Annotated in this window: 18 protein-coding genes; 8 read left to right on the forward strand and 10 right to left on the reverse strand. The window is 41.7% G+C overall.

Features of this window, described 5'->3' with window-relative positions; genetic code table 11:
• Window positions 1-151 precede the first annotated feature (151 nt).
• Window positions 152-1,681 (reverse strand): TonB family protein, encoded by a 1,530-nt coding sequence (locus RMY16_RS18920; RefSeq protein WP_322737707.1) that lies wholly within the window; start codon window positions 1,679-1,681, stop codon window positions 152-154.
• A 342-nt stretch (window positions 1,682-2,023) separates the two neighbouring features.
• Here RMY16_RS18920 and RMY16_RS18925 point away from each other — a divergent pair, with 342 nt between their 5' ends.
• The 3 genes from RMY16_RS18925 (at window position 2,024) to RMY16_RS18935 (ending at window position 5,569) form a co-directional block, all read left to right on the forward strand.
• Entirely contained in the window at window positions 2,024-2,677 is a 654-nt protein-coding gene (locus RMY16_RS18925) for a MotA/TolQ/ExbB proton channel family protein (protein ID WP_322667877.1), read from the forward strand.
• Window positions 2,661-3,065, forward strand: coding sequence for a biopolymer transporter ExbD (locus RMY16_RS18930; RefSeq protein WP_322737708.1), 405 nt, complete (start codon window positions 2,661-2,663; stop codon window positions 3,063-3,065). Before RMY16_RS18925 ends, RMY16_RS18930 begins: the two co-directional genes overlap by 17 nt.
• Before the next feature lie 569 nt (window positions 3,066-3,634).
• Entirely contained in the window at window positions 3,635-5,569 is a 1,935-nt protein-coding gene (locus tag RMY16_RS18935) for a hypothetical protein (protein ID WP_322737709.1), read from the forward strand.
• Between the two features lie 2 nt (window positions 5,570-5,571).
• Here the strand turns inward: RMY16_RS18935 and RMY16_RS18940 are convergent, their stop codons facing one another.
• Complete coding sequence (locus tag RMY16_RS18940; protein ID WP_322737710.1) at window positions 5,572-6,159, reverse strand: Uma2 family endonuclease; 588 nt, start codon at window positions 6,157-6,159, stop codon at window positions 5,572-5,574.
• A gap of 174 nt (window positions 6,160-6,333) precedes the next feature.
• Here RMY16_RS18940 and RMY16_RS18945 point away from each other — a divergent pair, with 174 nt between their 5' ends.
• Window positions 6,334-6,789: a nuclear transport factor 2 family protein gene (locus RMY16_RS18945; RefSeq protein ID WP_322737711.1), complete on the forward strand. Its 456-nt coding sequence runs from the start codon at window positions 6,334-6,336 to the stop codon at window positions 6,787-6,789.
• Window positions 6,790-7,206: 417 nt separating this feature from the next.
• On the opposite strand, the gene RMY16_RS18950 is transcribed toward RMY16_RS18945, so the two are convergent.
• Both RMY16_RS18950 and RMY16_RS18955 read right to left on the reverse strand, forming a co-directional pair.
• The gene (locus tag RMY16_RS18950) at window positions 7,207-7,899 is read right to left on the reverse strand and encodes a hypothetical protein (protein WP_322737712.1); all 693 of its coding nucleotides are present in this window, start codon (window positions 7,897-7,899) and stop codon (window positions 7,207-7,209) included.
• Window positions 7,900-8,236: 337 nt separating this feature from the next.
• Window positions 8,237-9,199, reverse strand: coding sequence for an orange carotenoid protein N-terminal domain-containing protein (locus tag RMY16_RS18955; protein ID WP_322737713.1), 963 nt, complete (start codon window positions 9,197-9,199; stop codon window positions 8,237-8,239).
• 395 nt (window positions 9,200-9,594) lie between these two features.
• Here RMY16_RS18955 and RMY16_RS18960 point away from each other — a divergent pair, with 395 nt between their 5' ends.
• From RMY16_RS18960 to RMY16_RS18970, 3 genes are all read left to right on the forward strand, one after another.
• Window positions 9,595-9,741 (forward strand): hypothetical protein, encoded by a 147-nt coding sequence (locus tag RMY16_RS18960; protein WP_322737714.1) that lies wholly within the window; start codon window positions 9,595-9,597, stop codon window positions 9,739-9,741.
• Window positions 9,742-9,883: 142 nt separating this feature from the next.
• A complete protein-coding gene (locus tag RMY16_RS18965; protein WP_322737715.1) occupies window positions 9,884-10,096 on the forward strand; it encodes a high light inducible protein in 213 nt (70 codons plus the stop codon).
• A gap of 69 nt (window positions 10,097-10,165) precedes the next feature.
• Window positions 10,166-10,405: a hypothetical protein gene (locus RMY16_RS18970; RefSeq protein WP_322737716.1), complete on the forward strand. Its 240-nt coding sequence runs from the start codon at window positions 10,166-10,168 to the stop codon at window positions 10,403-10,405.
• A 474-nt stretch (window positions 10,406-10,879) separates the two neighbouring features.
• Here RMY16_RS18970 and trpE read toward each other — a convergent pair whose 3' ends face one another.
• The 3 genes from trpE to RMY16_RS18985 form a co-directional block, all read right to left on the reverse strand.
• Window positions 10,880-12,433 (reverse strand): anthranilate synthase component I, encoded by a 1,554-nt coding sequence (gene trpE / locus RMY16_RS18975; RefSeq protein WP_322737717.1) that lies wholly within the window; start codon window positions 12,431-12,433, stop codon window positions 10,880-10,882.
• Between the two features lie 94 nt (window positions 12,434-12,527).
• Complete coding sequence (locus tag RMY16_RS18980; protein WP_322737718.1) at window positions 12,528-12,953, reverse strand: photosystem I reaction center subunit II; 426 nt, start codon at window positions 12,951-12,953, stop codon at window positions 12,528-12,530.
• Between the two features lie 247 nt (window positions 12,954-13,200).
• Window positions 13,201-15,210: a DICT sensory domain-containing protein gene (locus RMY16_RS18985; protein ID WP_322737719.1), complete on the reverse strand. Its 2,010-nt coding sequence runs from the start codon at window positions 15,208-15,210 to the stop codon at window positions 13,201-13,203.
• A 1,602-nt stretch (window positions 15,211-16,812) separates the two neighbouring features.
• Here RMY16_RS18985 and RMY16_RS18990 point away from each other — a divergent pair.
• On the forward strand, window positions 16,813-19,104 hold the full coding sequence (locus tag RMY16_RS18990) for an amylo-alpha-1,6-glucosidase (RefSeq protein ID WP_322737720.1): 2,292 nt from the start codon (window positions 16,813-16,815) through the stop codon (window positions 19,102-19,104).
• Window positions 19,105-19,193: 89 nt separating this feature from the next.
• On the opposite strand, the gene RMY16_RS18995 is transcribed toward RMY16_RS18990, so the two are convergent.
• The 3 genes from RMY16_RS18995 to RMY16_RS19005 all read right to left on the reverse strand — a co-directional run bounded on the left by RMY16_RS18995 (window position 19,194) and on the right by RMY16_RS19005 (window position 20,681).
• Complete coding sequence (locus RMY16_RS18995; RefSeq protein WP_322737721.1) at window positions 19,194-19,874, reverse strand: hypothetical protein; 681 nt, start codon at window positions 19,872-19,874, stop codon at window positions 19,194-19,196.
• Window positions 19,874-20,287, reverse strand: a complete 414-nt coding sequence (locus RMY16_RS19000) for a RusA family crossover junction endodeoxyribonuclease (protein WP_322737722.1) — start codon at window positions 20,285-20,287, stop codon at window positions 19,874-19,876. Before RMY16_RS19000 ends, RMY16_RS18995 begins: the two co-directional genes overlap by 1 nt.
• Window positions 20,288-20,360: 73 nt before the next feature.
• Window positions 20,361-20,681 (reverse strand): hypothetical protein, encoded by a 321-nt coding sequence (locus RMY16_RS19005; RefSeq protein WP_322737723.1) that lies wholly within the window; start codon window positions 20,679-20,681, stop codon window positions 20,361-20,363.
• Between the last annotated feature and the right edge of the window lie 46 nt (window positions 20,682-20,727).

Consider the following 20,727-nt stretch of genomic DNA (forward strand, 5'->3'; position numbering starts at 1 on the left):
GGGAGGGGAGACAAAGCGTAGCTTTAGCGGGGTGGGGTTCTTTCTTATTTTTGATTTATGCAAGAGGTCTAATAAATTCGTAGTCAGGACTTTAGTCCTTTGTTAAGCGCTCAAGCGCTTATTACTAACCCATCAATTTCAACTTGACAGACTACTGCTGACTAGGAGCCGCAGGTTGCGATTGAGGTGGTTGGCGTAAACGCCGCAAAGAGTCCCGCAATTTATTCTGGCTACCGTTATCTCTTCGCCGCCGCCGATTTGTGGTTACTTGTGGCTTTTGTGATGAATCGGTAGTCGTTTGCTCAGTTCGGGTGCGGCGTAGGGATTCTCTTGCAGTTCCTTGAGTACGAGTTGTTCTAGCTTCAGATGATGAGTTTCTAGTAGGACTTTCTGCTCTTTGAGGTTCTAGTCGCCGACTAAATCCGGATATTGCTGGTCTTGATGGGGGTGCCAACTCTCTGCGCCTACGTCTTGGAGTTTCCTGTGTAGAGTTAGCAGCCGTTGTTTGCTGGCTTCTCTCTCTCTCTTGTGCTTCTCTTCGCGTTCGCCGTTCTTGAACTTGGCGCGATCGCCGTGAACCTTTTATAGCAAATTCGGTGGCTATAGATACCCCTTGTCTACCACCTTCTGCGGGTTTTAATTTCCAGTCACGCGCTTGTCTCACGGTTTCTTCATCCAAGTCGCGGTTTCCACTGGAGCGAGCAACCCGTACATTTGTCACATTGCCTTGTGCATCAGTATCTACAGCTACTTCTACTCTGCCTTCAACTCCCCGCCGTCTTGCTGCCTCTGGATACTTGGCATTACATTCGCGGCAGGCTGCACGACCATTACCTCGACTGTTAGTTTTTGGAGGTGTAGGCGCTGTTGCTACTGTCGGACGGTTTCCTACTCCGCTACCAATTCCACTGCCAGTGCCGCTACCAATTCCACTGCCAGTGCCACTACCAATTCCACTGCCAGTGCCGCTACCAATTCCACTGCCAGTACCACTACCAATTCCGCTACCAGTGCCAGTGCCAGTGCCACTACCAATTCCGCTACCAGTGCCAGTGCCAGTTCCACTACCAATGCCACCTCCAGTGCCAGTGCCAGTTCCTCCGCCAGGACCAGTACCACTGCTTGTACCTACAGCAATACCACTACCTGAGCCTAAACCAACACCAGATCCGCCGCCACCGCCACCGCCACCGCCACCACCTGCTGAACTTGCTTTGGAGTCTTCAGACGGAGCTGATTGGGGAATAGATGCAGATTTCACAGGTACTTCTGGTACCGATCGTGGAATAGGTGCAGATTTCACAGCAACTTCTGGCTTGATAGGAATTGCTTTTGGCGGCGTATCTATCGGCTGTGGCTTCTGAGGGACTGCTGTAATCTGTTCAAATTTTTCTACTGGTGGAGTTTCTATAGGCTGTTTTTGGACAACTTCTGGTTCTTGTTTTATTTCTTTTGGAATCTCTGCAATTGGTTTTTCTGATTCCGCAGTCGGAGCATCCACGATCGCCAACTCTATTGGTTCTTCTTCTCCTGTGGGTACTCTGGTCAAATAATTACTTATGCCAGAAGACAGTACGCCGATATGCAGCGCCAGTGAACCTATCAGACTGTAAGTCAGAAAAGACTTGAGAGCCTCAACTTCTTTGGAACGTTGCTCGACAGTAATGCCAGAAAAGCTCATAGCTATTGCTACCTATTCTCACTAATTTAGCTATCTTAGAATGCAAGGTTACAAATATCAAGTAAAAAATTAAAATTAATTGCGATCGCGTTACGGAACCCTGCAATAACAGAAATATCTTTTCAAAGTACCAATATCATGCTTTTTGGACAAAATTAATTTTTGTTGCAATCTAATTAAATTAATTTATGTAAAACAAACTAACAATTAAATAAAAGTCATGAGCATTACATTTGAAAAATTTATCATTATATTTTATATTTTATTGAGAAAAAGTTTCAGCTTTTCTCTAGATTCTGGTAGTCTGATTTTGTATTGTGGACGACGTTATAGAGGCACTACATGGGAATTCAGAATTTGTTTGCAGCAGGCGGTGTGGTCATGTGGCCCCTGTTGGCGTTTTCGGTCTTGGGTGTGGCACTGATCATTGAGCGGATCAGGTTTTGGGTAAGAATTAATCAGCGTCAAAACCGGGTGGTGCGAGATGTTTTGAATCTCTACCGTCTCGATAATGTTGTCGGTGCAATGGATAAACTTCGGAAAAACGCAGATTTGCCACTCGCCCGGATTTTTCTAGCAGCTTTAGAATTAGAGGAGCCAAATCCAGAAGAATTTCGTTTGGCGCTAGAAAGCGAAGCGCAAGCTGAGATACCTGTGTTGAAACGTTTTCAAAACATGTTCGAGACAATCATTAGTCTAGCACCACTGTTAGGTCTTCTCGGCACAGTATTAGGATTGATAACCTCCTTTGCTTCTCTAAATCTTGGTGACGTGGGAGGTAGCAGAACGGCAAGTGTTACGGCTGGTATTAGTGAAGCTTTGGTATCAACAGCATCAGGATTGATAGTTGCTATATTCATACTCATGTTTGCCAATACCTTCCGGGGACTGTATCAACGGCAAATTGCACTAATTCAGGAGTATGGGGGACAGTTAGAATTACTTTACCGCCGTCGCTATGAACGAGGAGAAAAAACGTATGCGTCTACAAGATGAACCAGATATCCCAGCACAGATTAATATTGTGCCGATGATTGACGTGATTTTTGCAATTTTGACATTTTTTATCATGTCAACTCTGTTTTTAACACGTTCAGAAGGTTTACCAGTAAATTTACCGAAGGCAGCTACGGCAAAACAACAGCAAATACCCTCTAAAATTACTATCACGGTAGATGAACAAGGAGTAGTAAGCTTGAACCGGAAACCAACTACAGTTGATGATTTAACAGCGCAAGTGCGGACTTTAATTGGTTCTAACTCAGAAATGTTAGTGATTATTAATGCTGATGAAAAAGTTGGTCACGGTCAGGTGGTGGCTGTGATGGATCGGGTACGTCAGGTTGAAGGGGCAAAGTTAGCGATCGCTACCCAAAGACAATAAATAGATATATTGGGCATAACGAAGTTCAGAGAGTCAGGGAAATTCTATATTCTGACTCCTAACTCCTTCTTGTCTAATAGATATCTTCAGCAATCTATTATGTTATGTGTTGCCCAAAATTATTTTTATACACAATTAATTAATTTTGCCTACCTGATTTTCACCAGATGTTTAATTCTAAAGGCAGTAACTTTTATCAAAACAGAATTCAGGAGCCAGAACGAGCGTCTTCATTCTGATATCAAGTCCGGGTAATTAGTTATGATTCCCACTGTCATTTCACCCCACCCCCAACCCCTCCCCGCTCTTCTGGAGGGGAGACAAAGCGTAGCTTTGGCGGGGTGGGGTTCTTGCAGTTTAATAAGTAACCAAGCAGACATGATATGACTCCTGACTTCTGAATTCTGACTTCTTCTTCAATGCTGTAGGTTTTGCCAAGGTTAAGTTTTAGCCGAATGCTTCCATTCTAGTATCTACAATCACGACATAATCCAAACTGACTTGATAAATTGCTAATTACACGATCAAAATAAGGCATAGCAAATTTATACAAGCAGGTAGATTATCTGATGATTATTCCAGAGTCAATTAAAAAATTCATTATATGGATACAAGGTTTTGACCATCGTGTTTTGCAAAATAAAGATGATGTAAAAGAAAAATTGATTTTGCCAATGTTTCACTATCTCTGCTATCCAGAGATATGTCATCGTGAATACTCTTTAAAAACCTATCAATCAGAAACCTACGCGAATAATTTAGAAATTGCTCAGATTTATTTTGCAACAGATGATATTAAAAAACAAAATACAGATACATCACTGATTTTTGTAGAAGCGATAGAACCGCAAAAAACTAAGTTAAATGAGGCTATTGAGCAAGCTAGATTTTATAGTAATCATTTTAAAACACTATTTTTTATTGTCACCAATGGATATGATATCAATGTTTTTCAGCGTCTACATTCCCATCAAGAAGAATTAATATTTGATCTAAATATAGATACCTTAAAAAATAACGATGTCGCTTCAAATTTTTATAATAAACTCAATTTTGATTTAGTTAGAAATATCGATAAAAATACAGCCAGTATTTTAACATATAGTAAATGTAGTTTAATAGAAAAATTAATCATACGTCATCCAGATTTACACTATTTTTTAGAAAAATGTGATTTTGAGCCTTCTATAATGCGAGAAGATTGCCACTTAGTTGTTGTTAAACCAAAAGTAGCGATCGCTTGTAATTTACCCAAAGCTTTTGGTGAAGGTAATTGTCAAATAGAATTCAGTAGTATTCTTTTGAAAGGTCTAAAAATTCACTTAAATCATCAAGATATTTTAGGTCAATTAATGACAGGATTACACACTCATCTAGATTGGGGTTGTCGTCGTTTTTTGAAAGAATTAGATAAAAATAATTTTACAGTGCATTTGGGTCAAATAACAGTTATATTATCAAAGTTAGAAGCAACAGACTTGTGTTTGTGTATCGATGAAGTTTGCCAAAACTATAAAAACTCAATACTTGAATTTGAGAATGCTCTAGAAACATGGGATTCTGAATTTGTAAACTTTTCACAAGTTCGTGGTTTTATCCTTTTTTCTGTAAAACAAGAATTATGGGAGTTAATGCAACAGTTTACGAAAGAATTTGATTATAAGAAAGGCAAGTCAGAATGGCATCTATTTCATAGAAAAAATATATCAATTCGAGTGAGCCGAGGAATTTGCGATCATGCATTTATCTTTCCCAAATTTGACAGAGATTTATCTTTATTACCTAGCAATCAAGTTAACATAGTCTATGAACTAAATAATGTTAATTTACAATCTATTGAAGCACCTAGATTTAGCTCATGGCAGCAAGATATTGGAGTACGAGGAACTTGGACAGCTAGATATACCAAGCAGTGGTTATTAGATAAATATATCCCCAAGGTCATTAATTACTACTCAAGTAAATCTCAATTATCTGAATCTGAATTGCTAACAAAAATAACAACTTACAGAAGTGAACGTGCGCCAATCAAAGAAATTGATAATATTAAAGATTTAGTACCTTATCTTCGTGACATCCAGTCTTGGCTACATATCTATGTGGAAAATATTGCAGCTTCGCTATTGAAGCCATATTACCAAGCCTATACAAATTTAGTGCGTAATACAGATTCTTCCATAACAGGCATAGACTATATTGTTGGGAATTTGCGGCGAGTTGAGTGTAAAAATACGCCAGAAGAAAATTATAGCAATTCCACAGACTGGAAAAACTTGACTTTTAAATATGCTATAGATTGCTTAGATCGGCAAGTAGTAAGAATAAATAATAGTGAATACGAGAATAGTTTCAAAGCAGATTTAATCACTCGGATATTTATTTGGGTTATAGAAAATGGTAAAATATCTTTTTCACAAGCTCAGTTAAATGCTGCTATACAGGCTTTAATACCACTTTGGGAACAAAGTCGTTTTGAAATGCGCTATATCTATCCCAATCAATAAAATTACATAATCTGCTGTAAATCCAACACAAACCCAGGTAGTACATTTTCTCCTGATAAACTAGCAGGATTGTCTAATATCTCTACATCTTTACCTGGACGATAAATTTCCACTCGCTTGTTTTTCCGATCAATTAACCAGCCTAATTGAGTGCCATTTTCGATATACTCCTGCATTTTCTCTTGCAATTCTTTCAAGGAATCAGTACGAGAACGCAACTCTACGACAAAATCAGGACAAATTGGGGCAAATTTTTCTTGTTGTTCTGTGCTTAAAGCATTCCACCGCTCAATTTTTACCCAAGAAGCATCAGGAGAACGTTCTGCACCATTAAGTAGCGTGAAACCAGTTGAAGAGTCAAAAACTTCGCCTAAATTAGTCTCAGAGTTCCAAATATCTAATTGAGTTGTAATTTTAACATTACGTCTGCCAGTGTCACTACCTGTAGGTGGCATAATTAATAATTCCCCTGATGCTGTACGCTCAAATCGATAATCGCGGTTTTTCTGACACATCTGGAAAAATTGCTCATCAGTCAAGTCAATTTTCAATTTGAGGGTAGAAGGGAAAGTGGTTGTCGTGGCGTCCATAGGCTATTGTGAGCATCTTACTTTCTAGTGTAGTGCTGTGTGGAGTGCGTAGGCGTAGCCCGTCGTAGACATCGCATAATGAGATCGTAGAGTGCGATCGCAATCCAAACAACTTCTGGTTAAATGTTACTAATGCTCTATAAGCTTGATACTTTAAAGGGTAAAAAAGTCTAGATGCTTTGGTTATCTCAATGGCTAGTGTTAGGAACTATATTTGTTAGCTTAACTTTTAGCACACCTTTAGTTGCCAGTCAGTCTATGAACCAACAAGATATGCAGATATTAATAGAAAAAGCTAAAGATGCATGGGTTGCTCAAGATGTCGATGCGCTTACACAAATATTTACAGTTGACGGAGAACTAATCGTGCCTGGTCAATGCTGGCGGGGGCAAGAAAGAATTCGAGAAGGACTTGCCAATTTTAAACAACAGTACTCAGATATTAAAATAGACATCCAGCGGATTATCATTGGCGAAAATCAGGCAGCAGTAGAGTGGTACTACGAAGATACAGAAAAGGCGACAGGTCGTCGTAATAAAGCTGATGACGTAATTGTTGTAGATTTTAAGGATAATCAAATTAGTCGTTGGCGTGAATATTTTGACACACAAACGCCAACTAACAAATAGTTACACTAGTCGTGATAGTCAAATCTCCTTAGCTCAAAATGAACTAAGAAGATTGGAGTGTCAAAATTAAGTTGTAATCTAAAAAACACAAGACGTTTATCACCTCAGACCGCTCTGATAAAGAATTTAACCTTCCCTTGGTGATAACAAGGTGGAGGAAGCGACAAAAACTCCACACCGTCAAGGATTTTTATTGATTTACACTGTTCAAACATCTGTCATCGCTCTCCTTCGATGTTCGATAATGGGCCACAGCGGCATAACACCCATACAGTGCTGTCTATTTTCATAAAACTAGAGTAGCTGACAGTTGGGTGAAAAACTCTCTCTCTCAAGTATAAACACTAGCTAGCCAAGAGATATAGCTATATTGTTTATACAAACTTGTCTAAAGTAAGATTTTAATTCTTAATAACCTTAGCTGCTCATTTGACGCCGTTGGGACTGTACTTGGTTAAACTGCTTTTGTTGTGGTGTTAATTGGCTGTAATCACTTGAAGACTGCATATCCCATTGTAATTCTGCTAGTAACAGTAAACTAACGGTCATAATTAGCCCCGTTGAGAGAAACTGCATAACACCGCAGTACGGTAAAACTAAGATTCCTAGCAAATGAATAAACCCCATCAGAATAAATGTGCGTGAACGCATTCCTACCCCGGTGCAAAAGTAGCCGATGGCACTTAATCCTAACCACAGTGGACACAAACGGATTAACACCTCTCCCCATCCCAAAAAAATGCTCAGATCGGTCAAGATTAAACCCGCTATGATTAAAATCGCCCAGCTATAAATAACCCAGCGTAGCTGTTCTACAGTTGCCCAAAACCAAGTTAAACTTACCATGCCAACTGCACCGAATAAGGTAAGCACTGACCACAAAATCGCTTGGCTACTCCAGCTAATGGGTAAAAACTGAGCGGTTACGAAAATCCCAGATGAAATTAGTCCCCAGAGAATAAATGCTTGATCGACGCGAGTATAAAACTTTGAAAAGAGGACGAAATTTCCAATTTGGTAGTTGAGACAGACTAGACCTTGAATATCTTGAAAATCTAGCTCTTGCTGTTTTTCACGTAGTAGCGGCTCAGAGGAATTGAAAAAAGTCATTGATAATCTATTACTCTTGGTAGATGAATAGATTATTACTCTATCCAAAGATATATTGTTATTTAAATATAAATAAACAAGTAAAGAATAGTTGAGATACTCTTGAGCATACTACTTGTTTTAAGTTTGTATCTTTAAAAACCTTAAAAAAGGCCGTACTCACCTTAAAACTATTTAATAATCTTTTAAAAAATCGCTGATGGAATCGGTTATTTTCAATAGCGATCGCAGGATAAAAATACCAAAAAAAGCCGTTATTTTATTTTGCTTAAGCGTAGTGAGGTAGCGATTGCTTCTTGACTCATCCATGCTTAAGCAAAACGACTAATCTAGCCCTCTATTTACGTACTAGGTTCAGCAGTTCTTTTGGAGAAGCCAGCAAGTCAATCGCTACAAAGAATATTTTGCCTTGGGGATCTAGCAAAAACCGCCATGCAATGTTCATACCCACGCTGGCACCGAACCAGGGGGTTTGGACTTTGCCTGTAACTTTAACTTGGGTATAGCCATCTTCCACTGGCTCAGATACGCCGCGTTCTGGAAGCATCTTCAGCCCCTGGCATTCTTCACGCATATAAGCACGAATTGCGTCTTGACCAACAATTGGTCTTTCAAAGGGAGGTTGCAAAGCACCTTCGGAACGAAACAGAGAAACCGCAGCATCAAAGTCATTGGCATTCATGTTGTTGATATAGCCAAGCACCGTAGGATTGTTGATGCCCTCAATGGTGACTTTAGTCCGAAATGCTGGTGCAGTGGGAGGAGCTACCGGCTCTGAGACTTTTTTGTAACTACCAGGAGCATTCGGATCGAATCCCATGCTAATTACGGTATTGCGTAGAATGGTAATTTGTTGACCTGAATCTGCATTGCGGATGGCTTGTAACACATCGGCAGCTTTAGAAGAAAGCTTGTAACCTGGTGGGATTGGAGCAACGATTCCTTGAGCCATCCACTCTCCTAACTGATACCAAAAGCCTAACTTGATATTTACGGTGAAGGATGCATAAGAACGGCACAGAGGAGTGTCAGCACGGTTAGCCAAATCGTACATGACTTGCGTTTGAGCCTCAAAAGGCATCTGCTTAATTTGTTCGAGTAAGCCTTGTGCAAGGATCATGTTGGCTGCCCCAGGAGCCGCAACTGTAATACTTCTACCCATCTCGGTATAAGCAAACCAAAGTAATGCTAATTGATCTTCAGCATTGAGCTTAGAGAATGATTCAACGACGGTTGGAACAACGTCAGCAACTAGGGTGCCGGGAAAAATACTTTGAGCCGACTGGATGGTAAAAGACATAGCAGAAATTCCAAAAAGAAAATTACAGTTCTACCGAATGTGAAAAATCAAATGTGCAAAGACCGAGGAAAAATGCGTTTAAGTGTTAATAAAGGCACTTAGTAAGTTTTGCATCATTAAACAGCCTGTTTTAGACATAGTTCTAAAAAAGGCATAGTGATGCGTTGCCGTTGAGTTTAGATACTTGGCAAAGCCCATTGCAGGCTCAACTGCATAGTTATTTAGAGAGCCTTAATTAACGGTGGTTTAACGCATTAATACTGTTTTGTATCTTTATGTAAAGAAACATAACAATTTCGTTACAAATAAGCAATACTTTCTCAGTTATATATAGATAACTTCTGCTTATGTAAAATATAAGTTTTACTGATGTTCAATTTAATGCAATTGGTTGTATGAATTCCCCTCCAAGAATCACTAAAGATGCCATAAATCATCACAAAGACCCGACAAATCGCCGTCTCTACAATAATTGGTCTTTCGTCTTGACGGCGATTCATCGCGTCTCTTGCCTTAACCAAACAGTACTAAGCCGACTGTGAACACGCCTGGTTCTTGTACAAATCCGAAATACCCTACTCGCTTGGTACGGTTCTCACTACCTTTATTTTTATGTCAAGCACTTGCAAAAAATATTTACAATAATTTATATTTTTTTACATAAAGCAAAACAAAGAGTCAAAAATGGCAAGTAAAGGCTTTACCATTAACGAACGTAGTAAATTCAACAGATTTGCGATTGAACCCAAGGTTTATGTTGATGAAACTCCACGGATAGGATTCACCAAATATGGCGAAAAACTCAATGGGCGTTTGGCAATGATTGCTTTTGTTTTACTTATAGCTGTAGAAGTTATCACCGGACACGGTTTGATTGCATGGCTAACCAGCCTTTAAAGAAGACAATTTGAGATTTATTAATTTTCTTCACTTGACGAATAAAGTAATTTAGAGGCAAACTTACTTATGAAAACTGATTTTGATTATCCCAAAAAGGATTTAATTGGACCCGTTGTTTTTAGACCTGCTTTCAACAACTTTGAGATGATCAATGCAAATCAAGCCTGGTCATTGTTTTTTAGTGCCGGTCAAGATGACAAAGGACTGGGACAAGAAATTGAGTTAGGCAGATTTTTCACTAACCTGTTAATTGCCATTGGAGTAACTGGAATTATTTGGGCGATTTACTTTAGCCAATTAGGATGAGTAAGTTTGTTCATTTCTAGTGTGTAGTAATTTCAATAGAGGTCTTGGATTTGGATACCAGGACTTCTTTTAAATTTTCAATAGGTTTAAAAAACTCTATTTAGCTTTGGAAAAAGTTTGATGTTGATTGGATTTATAAAGCTTCCCAATTTGTCACGGTATTGTGGATACGTGGGCTTAGAAGTAGCACAAATTGTTTCCAAACATCTTGCTGTTCAAAGTAAAACCTATGTAATTCAAAATAGAAGGGTATTGATACATCAACTTTTAAAGTCTGGTCTAGATGCTCATACAGCAGATCGAACTGTTACTGTACTTGTATCAAGCCCGGTTTTACAATTAAGCAACAAAAATCAATGTGCAATTAATTGTATGGGAGAGAAACCATACAGGTAGTAAAAAAGATTGGGGTTAAAGGAGAGTTTACAGGTGACAAGTAATAATCTGTACCTATTCCTTTCTTCATTCCCTACTTCAACGCAAACAACGAATCGCCTCTAATAAACCTCTAGCTTTATTTAGCGTCTCTTCGTATTCTTTCTCAGGCTCAGAATCAGCTACCAAACCTGCACCAGCTTGTACGCTTACTGTCTTATCATGCACTACCATTGTGCGAATTGCGATCGCAGTATTTAATTGTCCTTCAAAATCGTAATACCCATACACACCGGAATAAACACCCCGACGACTAGACTCTAACTCGTGGATAATTTCCATCGCCCTAATTTTGGGTGCGCCGCTTACCGTACCTGCTGGGAAGGAAGCTTTTAGTAAATCCCATGCTGTTTTACCAATTGCTAATTTACCCACAACATTGCTAACAATGTGCATCACATGGGAGTAGCGCTCAACTACCATTAATTCATCGACTTTGACACTACCACTCTGACAAACACGCCCCAAATCATTCCGTCCTAAATCGACAAGCATCACGTGTTCGGCAATTTCCTTGGGGTCTTGGAGTAAATCTTCAGCCAAGGCTGCATCTTCCTTAGTAGTTTTACCCCGTGGACGTGTCCCAGCAATTGGGCGTACCGTAGCTATCACTCCACCATCTGAATCGGTTTCGGCTTTCACCATCACTTCAGGACTGGAACCGATGATTTGCCAATCTTGGAAGTTAAAGAAAGCCATGTAAGGCGAAGGATTTATTTGACGTAGCGACCGATAAAGGGCAAAAGGGTCGCCTGTGTATGTTGTTGATAGTCGCTGAGAAATTACTACTTGAAAAATATCACCTGCTTTAATGTAATCTTTGGCCTTCTCAACACTGGCACAAAAATCAGGGCGGGTAAAATTACTCTTATACTCCTCTGCTCCTCGGTCACTGAGCGTAGCCGAAGTGCTGCTCCCCTGCTCCCCTGCTCCCCTGCTCCCAGGCGGATTCCATTCCAATCGAGTTTTTTCTGTCGATAGAGGTAGAGATAGCTTTTCGAGCATCTGGGTGACGCGATCGCCAGCTTGTTGATATGCTGCTTTCAAATCTACATTCGGATCGCGTAAATCAGCATAAGCGATCGCCCAAATTTTCCGCTTCACCTGGTCAAAAATCAACAAGTGGTCTACCTGCATCCACAACCCATCAGGGATATTCCGCTCATCTGGTGGATAAATGGGCACACGCGGCTCAATCCACTGAATCAATTCATAGCCCCAAAACCCAAACAAACCACCAATTCCTGGTGGTAGCTGTGGTAATTTCACTGGGTGATAAGGTGCTAAACATTCGGCTAAAGCTGTAAAAGGGTCGCCAGCAAAAACTACCTCCGAACCGTCACGGTTTTTCTGAGTCGTGCGATCGCCCCTTGCTTCCAAAACCCACACCGGATCGCAGCCCACTAAACTATAGCGTCCCAGCTTCTCTCCACCTTCTATCGATTCCAACAAAAAGCTATAAGGCTGACCCGCACAGACTTTATACCAAGCAGATACGGGCGTATCTAAGTCCGCCACCCATTCTTGATATACCGGGACGAAGTTGCCTTCTTGCGCTAGGGTAGAAAACTGGGAGAAATTCGGAAAAATCATTATTTTTTAAAGGTAATTGGTAATTGGTAATGGGTAATGGGTTTTTACTTACCAATTACCCATTACTAATTACCCATTAGCTACTAACAGCTAGTTACGGGGCGTCGTAGGTAGTAACACCGCTAAACTTAACTTTAGAGGGGCTAGGGTTTTGTCCGATACGACGGTCTACATAACGCACTTTGTCACGACCTGGGTTCACCTTTTCGGGGAAGACACCATCAGCTGGGTGAAGTAAGGTAGTTTCTCCGTTGGGTAGAATCCGGTAAACTTTGTAATCTGTGATTTTGAGTTTACGAAGTTGCTGACCGCCCAAAAAGATGCCATATTCTTTCCGAGCTATATACAGCAGGTTTTCACCTTTGCGCATAACAGCAGCACCACCGGTAGGCAATTCAAAAACTTGCTCTTTCGGGCTAGTCCAAGTGATAGCGTACTTTTCTTCAACTGCTGCTTTTGTAAGCAAGCCACCAGTGCTGCCAGCAAATAGCGGGGTTTGTCCAGAGAGTGTTTCTGCCATAAAGTCTGTTCTCTCAACGTTTTTAGGGAATCCTAACATCGCAACCAGGATCATATTGCGATCGCGTCATAGACTGTAACAGTTTTTAGTCATTTGTCCTTGGTTCTTTGTCATTTGTTAAAAACCAATGCTTCAGGAGTGCTGAGTGCTGAGTTAGGAGTGCTGAGTTAGGAGTTATTATTTCTCCTCTGCTCCCCTGCCCCTCTGCTCCCCTGCCCCTCTGCTTCTTGTACCCCATGCCCAATGCCTATTTACTCTTGACTTTTGTCCGCTTTTCCTCTTGGCTACTCCGAACAATTGGGATAGTGAAGTGAAACTGACTGCCCTGGTCTTTACCAGTTGACTCTGCCCAAATTTCTCCACCCCAACCATTAACAATTTGACGGCAAATTGCTAAACCAAGTCCAGTTCCGCCAGTGGTGCGGCGCAGCGCTCCTTCTTCTTGATAGAAGCGGTCAAAAACTACTTCTAAACGATTTGGTTCAATGCCGCGTCCGGTGTCAGCTACAGTCACCTCGACCATTTGACGGCTGTTGTAAATCGCTTTAATTGTGATTTCTCCTTGGGGTGGCGTAAATTTCAAAGCATTGTCCATAAGTTTTGCCAGTACCTCGACTAGCCAATCACCGTCAGCTCTTACTAAAGGTAGGCTTTCGGCAATTTGAGTCTTGATTTGGGGCGGCTTTTCCGTTGAGGAACGCGTGCGATTTCGGCTGAGTGCTAAATCCACACATTCTTGTAAAGTGAGGGATTCTGGATGCCATTCCACCCGGCCGCTTTCCAAGTTGGAAAGTGTAAGAAAATCTTGTACCAGTTTTCGCATCCGCTCTGAGTCGGAAAGAGCGGTGTTGAGCATGACTTGCTGCAACTCCACAGGCATATCTGGTTCGGTAGCAAGACTTTCCAGGCACACTTGAATTGTAGATAGGGGGGTACGCAGTTCGTGTCCGGTGATGGCTATGAGGTTGCTGCGGGTGCGGTCTAGAGCTTCTAACTGCTGGTTAAGTTCTTCTAGGTTAGCGTAAGCTTCCGCTTGGATGAGAGCTGCTCCTACTTGGGTAGCGATCGCTTCTACCAAATCCAACTCCCCAGGTTGGCACTCATGCGGTGGCATCCGGCAGTAATGTAACTCTACAATCCCCAATAATCGCCCCTGATAGAATACTGGTTCCATCAGCCAAGAACGAATGGCAAACTTTTTGGCGATCGTGGAAAGTCTTGGCGATTCGGTAACGCGGGGGTCACTCAGCGTATCGCTCACACAAACACCTTCGCCAAGTTCTACGATGTCCCGAAATAGGGAATTTTTCTCTAACTCCCAGGTTTGCCCGCAAACAGATAAAACACCAGGGGTCAAAAACTCGTGTTCAATTATGGCTTGGCTATCTGTGGCTTGAGCGCGGTAAATTAGACAGCGACAAGCTTCTAGGTGTTGCCCTAATTCTTGTGCCGCCACCTGGAGAACTTCGTGAGGATCGAGCGATCGCCGAATGGCAGTACTAATAGAGTTGACTAATCGTTCTTTTCGTGCCTGGGCAGCAATAGACCGATAAGCTTTGTGCAATTTGTACTGGCTAGCTTGCAAATAAGTTACTAAGCGCTGCACAAAGGGATCTGTATCAATGTCACAGGCATACTCGTTTACCTGTTCGGCTCCAAAGTAGTTTCGCGGTTCGCCAATGCCAAACCTCTGACGTGCCTGTTGAATTTTACTTGTCAGTTCTGGTCTGTAAACCAAAACCCGATCTAACAACAATTCGGCGGCTTTCAGGCTAACTCCCCTTTCTGATGTCCAAATTCCCTCAAATCTTCGGGCTGTGTCTATATCCAGATTAGGGCTTAGTTCCGGTAGTTGGTTATTTTTGGCAAGAGAACCAAGGTTTTCTCGGCAAACCAGACAAGTAGCATAATTGTCAGCAATCACTACCAAATGCCACTCCTGACTTAAGCCATCTGTTGGCTCAAAAGCCACTTTTTCGTAGTGTTCCGAACTGTTGGCGAAATCCGTTTCTGGAGCAGCTAATACGTATATTTGGTTACTCCGCAAGGCAAGTCGCAGGTAGCGATGAGCTTCTTGGCGGTAGAATCGCTCTCGCTGGAAACTAGCAATTACAAGGGGTTGAGCTAAAGTCGCAGCCAAAACTTGATCTTCCATCGCGTGGGAGAGCGCCGTTAGTGAAGCCTTAAAATATAGCTGGGGCCGCAAGTAGGGTAGGGACTTTAGCAGATCACTCAGCACAGAAGTCGAAATGCTCATGAATTATTGTTAAACGCTCAACCTCGATCAGATCCACGTCACAGCTGCATTGTACAAATTCCAAGGGACTCTCAAGTTAAATAGATAGTTGCAATATGTAAAGAACGCTAATAAGCGCTTTTCGCCAAAGCAGTCGCAACACTTTGTTACCAACTAAGGGGCGTGGAACTTGATTTGTTGATTGACAGCCTATTACGCCCAATATACATTCAGGGCAACTGATGCTTTTGCTTGCACAGGTAAAATCTTTCAGGAGTAAGTACTAAAACGTTAATTCTTGTATGGTTTTAACTCCTGTGTTCGCTAATAACCACGGGTGAACGATTTACAGTCCATACAGGCAAAACAGCTTATCGTAGACATCGCCTACTTTGCCGACATTAATTTCTGCTCACTAAATCAATTTTCTTAGCCATAAATCATGACTGCAATATTTACATAACTTAATTCCTGATGAGTGATTAAACTTAATCAATTAATTATCATAAATTAGTCTAATCAAATATCAAAGATTATTATTTAAAACAAAATCGGATACTAAATAAATTTTTTTTATGTTCACCAAAAACTGTAAGACGTTTTTGGTGATTATACTATATATCTTGTATTTTTGAAAGTTCAACGACTAATAAATTATCTCAAAATACTCAGTCAGTTTTCAATCTTGGTCTGACATTTATAAAATATAAATTTATCGACGAAAGACAGTTCTTGCTGTTCGCGCAGCGTGTCGTAGGCAGGGCAGTCTTCCTGCTGACTTTTCATGAAAAGTACTGAAACCCCCATCAGGACTAGGGTAGGCAGGGTGGTTTCATACGAAAAAAGAAAAATACATAAGTCTGATTTCTCGTTTTATGGCATAGCTTTTTCCCTCTCTCCAAACCTCTCCCCCACGGGGGGAGAGGCTTTGAAACCCAGTTTGAGTTTTTCTCTGCTTGTATGAAACCACCCTGCCATCAGGACTAGGGTAGGGGGTAGGGTGTAGAGAACTGATATTGTCTTACTACACCCTACACCCCACACCCTTGCTCCTTTTCCACATACCGTGAAAAGTCAGAGTCTTCCTGCCGCCTCCTGCGGTCTCGACTGAGCGCTCACCGGACGTTCTTCTGCATCCTTCAACAAGATTTGTTTATATAGATATAAGCGCTGCTATTTTGTCAGCAATATGTCAGGATTATTTTGGCTCGAATAGCTCAAACGAGTTTTAAAGAGTGTCTTTTGTCGGAAGTTGTGAGGATGAACAAGGAGCAGAGAGGATAAAGCAAAGGGAAAACCCATACTTATAGTAATTTACAGCTATTTAGACCACGACTGAGATGGGAAGTAGGGAGCGGGGGGGTAGTGTAGTTAAATTAATTAAAAAGCGCTGTCAAAGCAGGGCAAGATAACTGACCTGACTCCGTACTTTGTGTCTCTCGACGATAAGCTATTCTTTATTTACACTACGTGTGTCGACACAAATCTTTCTTTTTTCGACCTAAATAAATTTAGTTGCTCTGTGCCAAAGCAAGAGAGTATTTTTTATTTCCTCTCTGCCTCTTGGGTAAGAGACTTCTACTCAAAAGACCACAAAAATACCTGTACACGGAATTTTGGCTAATGACCCCGGATACGCTAATGACCCCAGAAAAAATTTTTCTGGATGGAAAAACTTTTATTCCTGCCGAACAATTACCGATCCCGGAGTGGCCTTGTGTTGTGGCTGAAAGATCGCAACCGACACTGACGGTTAAAGATGATGATTTATTTTTTGTGACAGATACTATCGGGAACATTTCTGGCTGTTCCCTCAACGATGGCAATCCCAGTATGGGACTGTTTTGTTGTGATACAAGATTTCTCAATCGCTTAGAGTTGCAAATTGAAGGGCGATCGCCTGTACTCCTCAGTAGTACTGCCGAAAAAGGTTTTGCACTCTCCGTTTTGTGTACCACTCCCAGGATTGACGAACGCCTGAAAGCCGAGACTATCGGAATTCGCCGAGAACTCGTGCTGAATGGGGCACTATTTGAAGAAATAGAAGTATCTAACTACAGCACAACCACTGTCAATTTTGAACTAACCATCAGCTTTGATGCGGATTTTGTTGATTTATTTGAAGTCCGGGGCTATGACAGAGAAAAACGAGGTCGGCTTTTACGCCTAGTAGAACCAACGACTGAGGAAGGAACATTTTCTCACGTCGATGGTGTTTCACCAATACCTAAAGAGCCATCTGCTTCTAGAGAAGAATCCTTAACACTCGCCTATCAAGGTCTGGATGGCTCAGTGATGGAATCTCGGATTCTATTCCAGCATCGGCAACCAGACTATTTCAAGGGTTACACTGCGGTTTGGCAGCTTGAGTTGGCTTCTCACGAAACTCAAAAACTGGGCTACCGAGTCAATATGTTGAGAAACAACCAGTCCAGTTCAACCGTAAGCGCCGCCACTACATTGGGACAAGCGAAAGCCGCTGAGTGGATGGAGGAGCAACACTGGGTACAACAAATTACCCGCATTAGCTCAGATAAGAGTACCTTCAATCGAGTGATTGAGCGGGCTGAACAAGATATGTATTTGTTGCGCCAGTCTTTTGGAAAGCATAAGACTGTTTCCGCTGGAGTACCTTGGTTTTCGACATTATTTGGGCGAGATTCGCTGATTACAGCTTCTCAAACCCTGATGTTAAACTCGCAAATCGCCAAGGAAACCCTGGTATTGCTGGCGACATACCAAGGTAAAATTGACGACGAATGGCGCGAAGAAGCACCGGGTAAGATTTTGCACGAGTTACGTTTGGGAGAAATGGCTCGTTGTCAAGAAATTCCCCATACACCTTACTACGGTACAGTTGATGCCACTCCCTTGTGGCTGCTGCTCTATGCCGAACATTATGCTTGGACTCATGATGGAGAACTCCTAGAGCAACTTTGGCCCAATGCTCTAGCAGCAATGGAGTGGATTGATCGCAATACCAAAGAAACCACTTATCTCAGCTACTTCCGTACATCGAAACGCGGTCTTGCTAACCAAGGTTGGAAAGATTCTGGCGACTGTATTGTAGACCGTAAGGGAGAATTAGCCAACGGCCCAATTGCCCTTTGTGAGGTGCAAGCTTACGTCTATGCTGCAAAAATGCGCCTATCAGAAATAGCCAGGATGAAGAAGCGGCTTGATTTGGCTGATCGTTGGCAAGAAGAGGCGAGAAATCTTAAGGTTCGTTTTAATCAAGATTTTTGGGTGGAAGACCAAGATTTCTGCGCTCTGGCTTTGGATGGAGAAGGCAAGCCAGTAGACAGTATTACCTCAAATCCTGGCCATTGTCTGCAATTGGGACTCTTCACAGACGAAAAAGCTCACAGTGTAGCAGAACGGTTGCGGGCACCAGATATGTTTAATGGTTGGGGCATTCGGACTCTAAGTAGTTTGTCACCCGCTTATAATCCGATGGGTTATCACATTGGTTCGGTTTGGCCCCATGATAACGCTCTGATTGCAATGGGATTGCGATCGCTCGGTCTGATCGATCAAGCCTTAGAAATATTCCAAGGTTTATTTGACATGACTCAGCAACAACCCTATCAACGTCCTCCAGAACTCTTCTGCGGCTACGAACGAAACGGCGATAATGCTCCTGTGCAGTATCCGGTTGCTTGCACTCCCCAAGCTTGGGCTACGGGTAGTGTTTTCCAACTACTGCAAATGATGGTCAACTTGGTGCCTGATGCTCAAAATAACTGCTTGCGAATCATCGACCCCGCTTTACCAGAATCGATTAATCGCTTGTCATTTCATAATTTGCGAGTCGGCCCCACCATCCTCGATTTGGAATTTGAGCGTTCTGGGACTACGACTGCTTGTCGCGTTGCGAAAAAACGCGGTAATTTACGGGTAGTTATTGAAGCTTAGAAAGAGAGTAGGGGGTGGTGAATTATCCACTCCCTATTTTATGATTGGTGCGATCGTTACGCAGTTACATCCACTCGACCAATCCAGTTTTAGCGTGCTTCATCGCCAGTGTGTAGAGTTCTCAAAAGCTGCTCTATAAGCTCGATCAATTCATATACAGAATTTGGCGTAATTTGTGTAGTTTTGAAGCCATGAGCAATAGAATTACGTAATGGGAGTGCATTCATTAGTAACTGATACTCAGATTTTGAAATTACACCTTCAGTTGCTAATTGCTTTATTAAGTAGCGTGGATCAAATCTTTGTAAACTTAGCTCTTCCTTTTGGGCAATAAGTCTTAAAGTTGCTTCTACTAAAGACCAGGAAGATAGCAGAGCTAATTCTGGATTTTGCGTTGTAAGTTGCCTTGCTACTTGCAACTGTGATTCTATTTCATGTTTTTGAAGAGAAGCCTCTGCTTTCGGAGAATACGTTGTATCCTCTGGGTTGGTCATTACTAATTCAAATCTCCAACCAGGATGTTTTTCTACCGCTTGAGCTAAATTACCTAAGTATTGATTAGAAGAAGAGTTAAGTGAGGAGCGTGACTTGACTTCAATAACTACATTATCTTCTCCCCGACGTACTATCATGTCAGGGCGATAGTTATTAAGGAAGTCAGGCAAATCTTCTGGATTTGGATGAAAAAAAACTTCGTAACCTTTCTGGCGATACTCCTCTGCTAGTTTCAGCAATCGCTCTCTTTCTAAATTTGCGGTTGAAGTTTCCATTAAATAATTACCTCCTGGTTAGGAGCATCAATTACGACAATATGTAAGAATTCATTGCCGCGAGCAAAGCCTTCCGCCAATGTCGAGGTCATATTTTCTATTTTAAAGTTACCTGACAAATTCCTCTTTCTAACTAGGAGATCGCTTACTTGATTATCATCGACGTAGGCTAATCCTTTAATTGCATCTTGAATAGGCTTCACTATATTATCTACATCTATTTGATCGGAATCATAGAAATAGGTTATTTGCAGCATAACCAACCCAGTAGCTGTTTTTTGTTCCAAAGACCAGTATTTTTCAGCCTCTTGTCGCACTGTCTTTTTCCAATCTTGAAGCGTATTGCCCTTACCGCGAGTACGAGCCTGTTGTGATACTGGTGGCCCATCTACTATGAACTCAAATCTGGTCAATGCACTTTTAAATAATAGATCGCAGTTTATTCTATGCTAGTAACCTAGAACACAAGCAGATAAGTCCCGCTACTCATGACAGAGGAATACTGCCGTTACTAAGTGTTGCTGCGTCGCCAGTAGCTTCGCTGAGTGCTTCACGAATTATCTCATCACTCACACCATGCCGTTTCAGGCTGGCAATCAATGTAGAAACAGTATCACCCTCAAGTCGCTCAAGATCAGCTCTAAGTCCTTGTCCGATGTAAGCGCGAACTAATGGCTGATAACCAGAAAACCCTAACAATGGTGCTACTCGCTTCAAATCCTCAATCACATCTTCGGGAATACGAATTGTGATTGTCGTCATTGGACGATTTTTATCGAGTCGCTTTTTTAAAACTTCAGCTTTCATAATATTCACGTTCCTTGCGCGTTGCTTTCCGGGCCGAGATGATCCG

The sequence above is a fragment of the Nostoc sp. DedQUE12b genome (assembly GCF_034530835.1).
In the GTDB taxonomy this organism is placed as follows: Bacteria; Cyanobacteriota; Cyanobacteriia; order Cyanobacteriales; family Nostocaceae; genus Nostoc.

Coding starts and splice junctions, on each gene's coding strand:
- RMY16_RS18960 (WP_322737714.1), top strand. CDS start 9,595: ATGAATTCCCCTCCAAGAATCACTAAAGATGCCATAAATCATCACAAA.
- trpE (WP_322737717.1), bottom strand. CDS start 12,433: ATGATTTTTCCGAATTTCTCCCAGTTTTCTACCCTAGCGCAAGAAGGC.
- RMY16_RS18995 (WP_322737721.1), bottom strand. CDS start 19,874: ATGGAAACTTCAACCGCAAATTTAGAAAGAGAGCGATTGCTGAAACTA.
- RMY16_RS18980 (WP_322737718.1), bottom strand. CDS start 12,953: ATGGCAGAAACACTCTCTGGACAAACCCCGCTATTTGCTGGCAGCACT.
- RMY16_RS18920 (WP_322737707.1), bottom strand. CDS start 1,681: ATGAGCTTTTCTGGCATTACTGTCGAGCAACGTTCCAAAGAAGTTGAG.
- RMY16_RS18955 (WP_322737713.1), bottom strand. CDS start 9,199: ATGTCTTTTACCATCCAGTCGGCTCAAAGTATTTTTCCCGGCACCCTA.
- RMY16_RS18965 (WP_322737715.1), top strand. CDS start 9,884: ATGGCAAGTAAAGGCTTTACCATTAACGAACGTAGTAAATTCAACAGA.
- RMY16_RS18925 (WP_322667877.1), top strand. CDS start 2,024: ATGGGAATTCAGAATTTGTTTGCAGCAGGCGGTGTGGTCATGTGGCCC.
- RMY16_RS18950 (WP_322737712.1), bottom strand. CDS start 7,899: ATGACTTTTTTCAATTCCTCTGAGCCGCTACTACGTGAAAAACAGCAA.
- RMY16_RS18990 (WP_322737720.1), top strand. CDS start 16,813: ATGACCCCGGATACGCTAATGACCCCAGAAAAAATTTTTCTGGATGGA.
- RMY16_RS18985 (WP_322737719.1), bottom strand. CDS start 15,210: ATGAGCATTTCGACTTCTGTGCTGAGTGATCTGCTAAAGTCCCTACCC.
- RMY16_RS18945 (WP_322737711.1), top strand. CDS start 6,334: ATGCTTTGGTTATCTCAATGGCTAGTGTTAGGAACTATATTTGTTAGC.
- RMY16_RS18940 (WP_322737710.1), bottom strand. CDS start 6,159: ATGGACGCCACGACAACCACTTTCCCTTCTACCCTCAAATTGAAAATT.
- RMY16_RS18935 (WP_322737709.1), top strand. CDS start 3,635: ATGATTATTCCAGAGTCAATTAAAAAATTCATTATATGGATACAAGGT.
- RMY16_RS19005 (WP_322737723.1), bottom strand. CDS start 20,681: ATGAAAGCTGAAGTTTTAAAAAAGCGACTCGATAAAAATCGTCCAATG.
- RMY16_RS18970 (WP_322737716.1), top strand. CDS start 10,166: ATGAAAACTGATTTTGATTATCCCAAAAAGGATTTAATTGGACCCGTT.
- RMY16_RS18930 (WP_322737708.1), top strand. CDS start 2,661: ATGCGTCTACAAGATGAACCAGATATCCCAGCACAGATTAATATTGTG.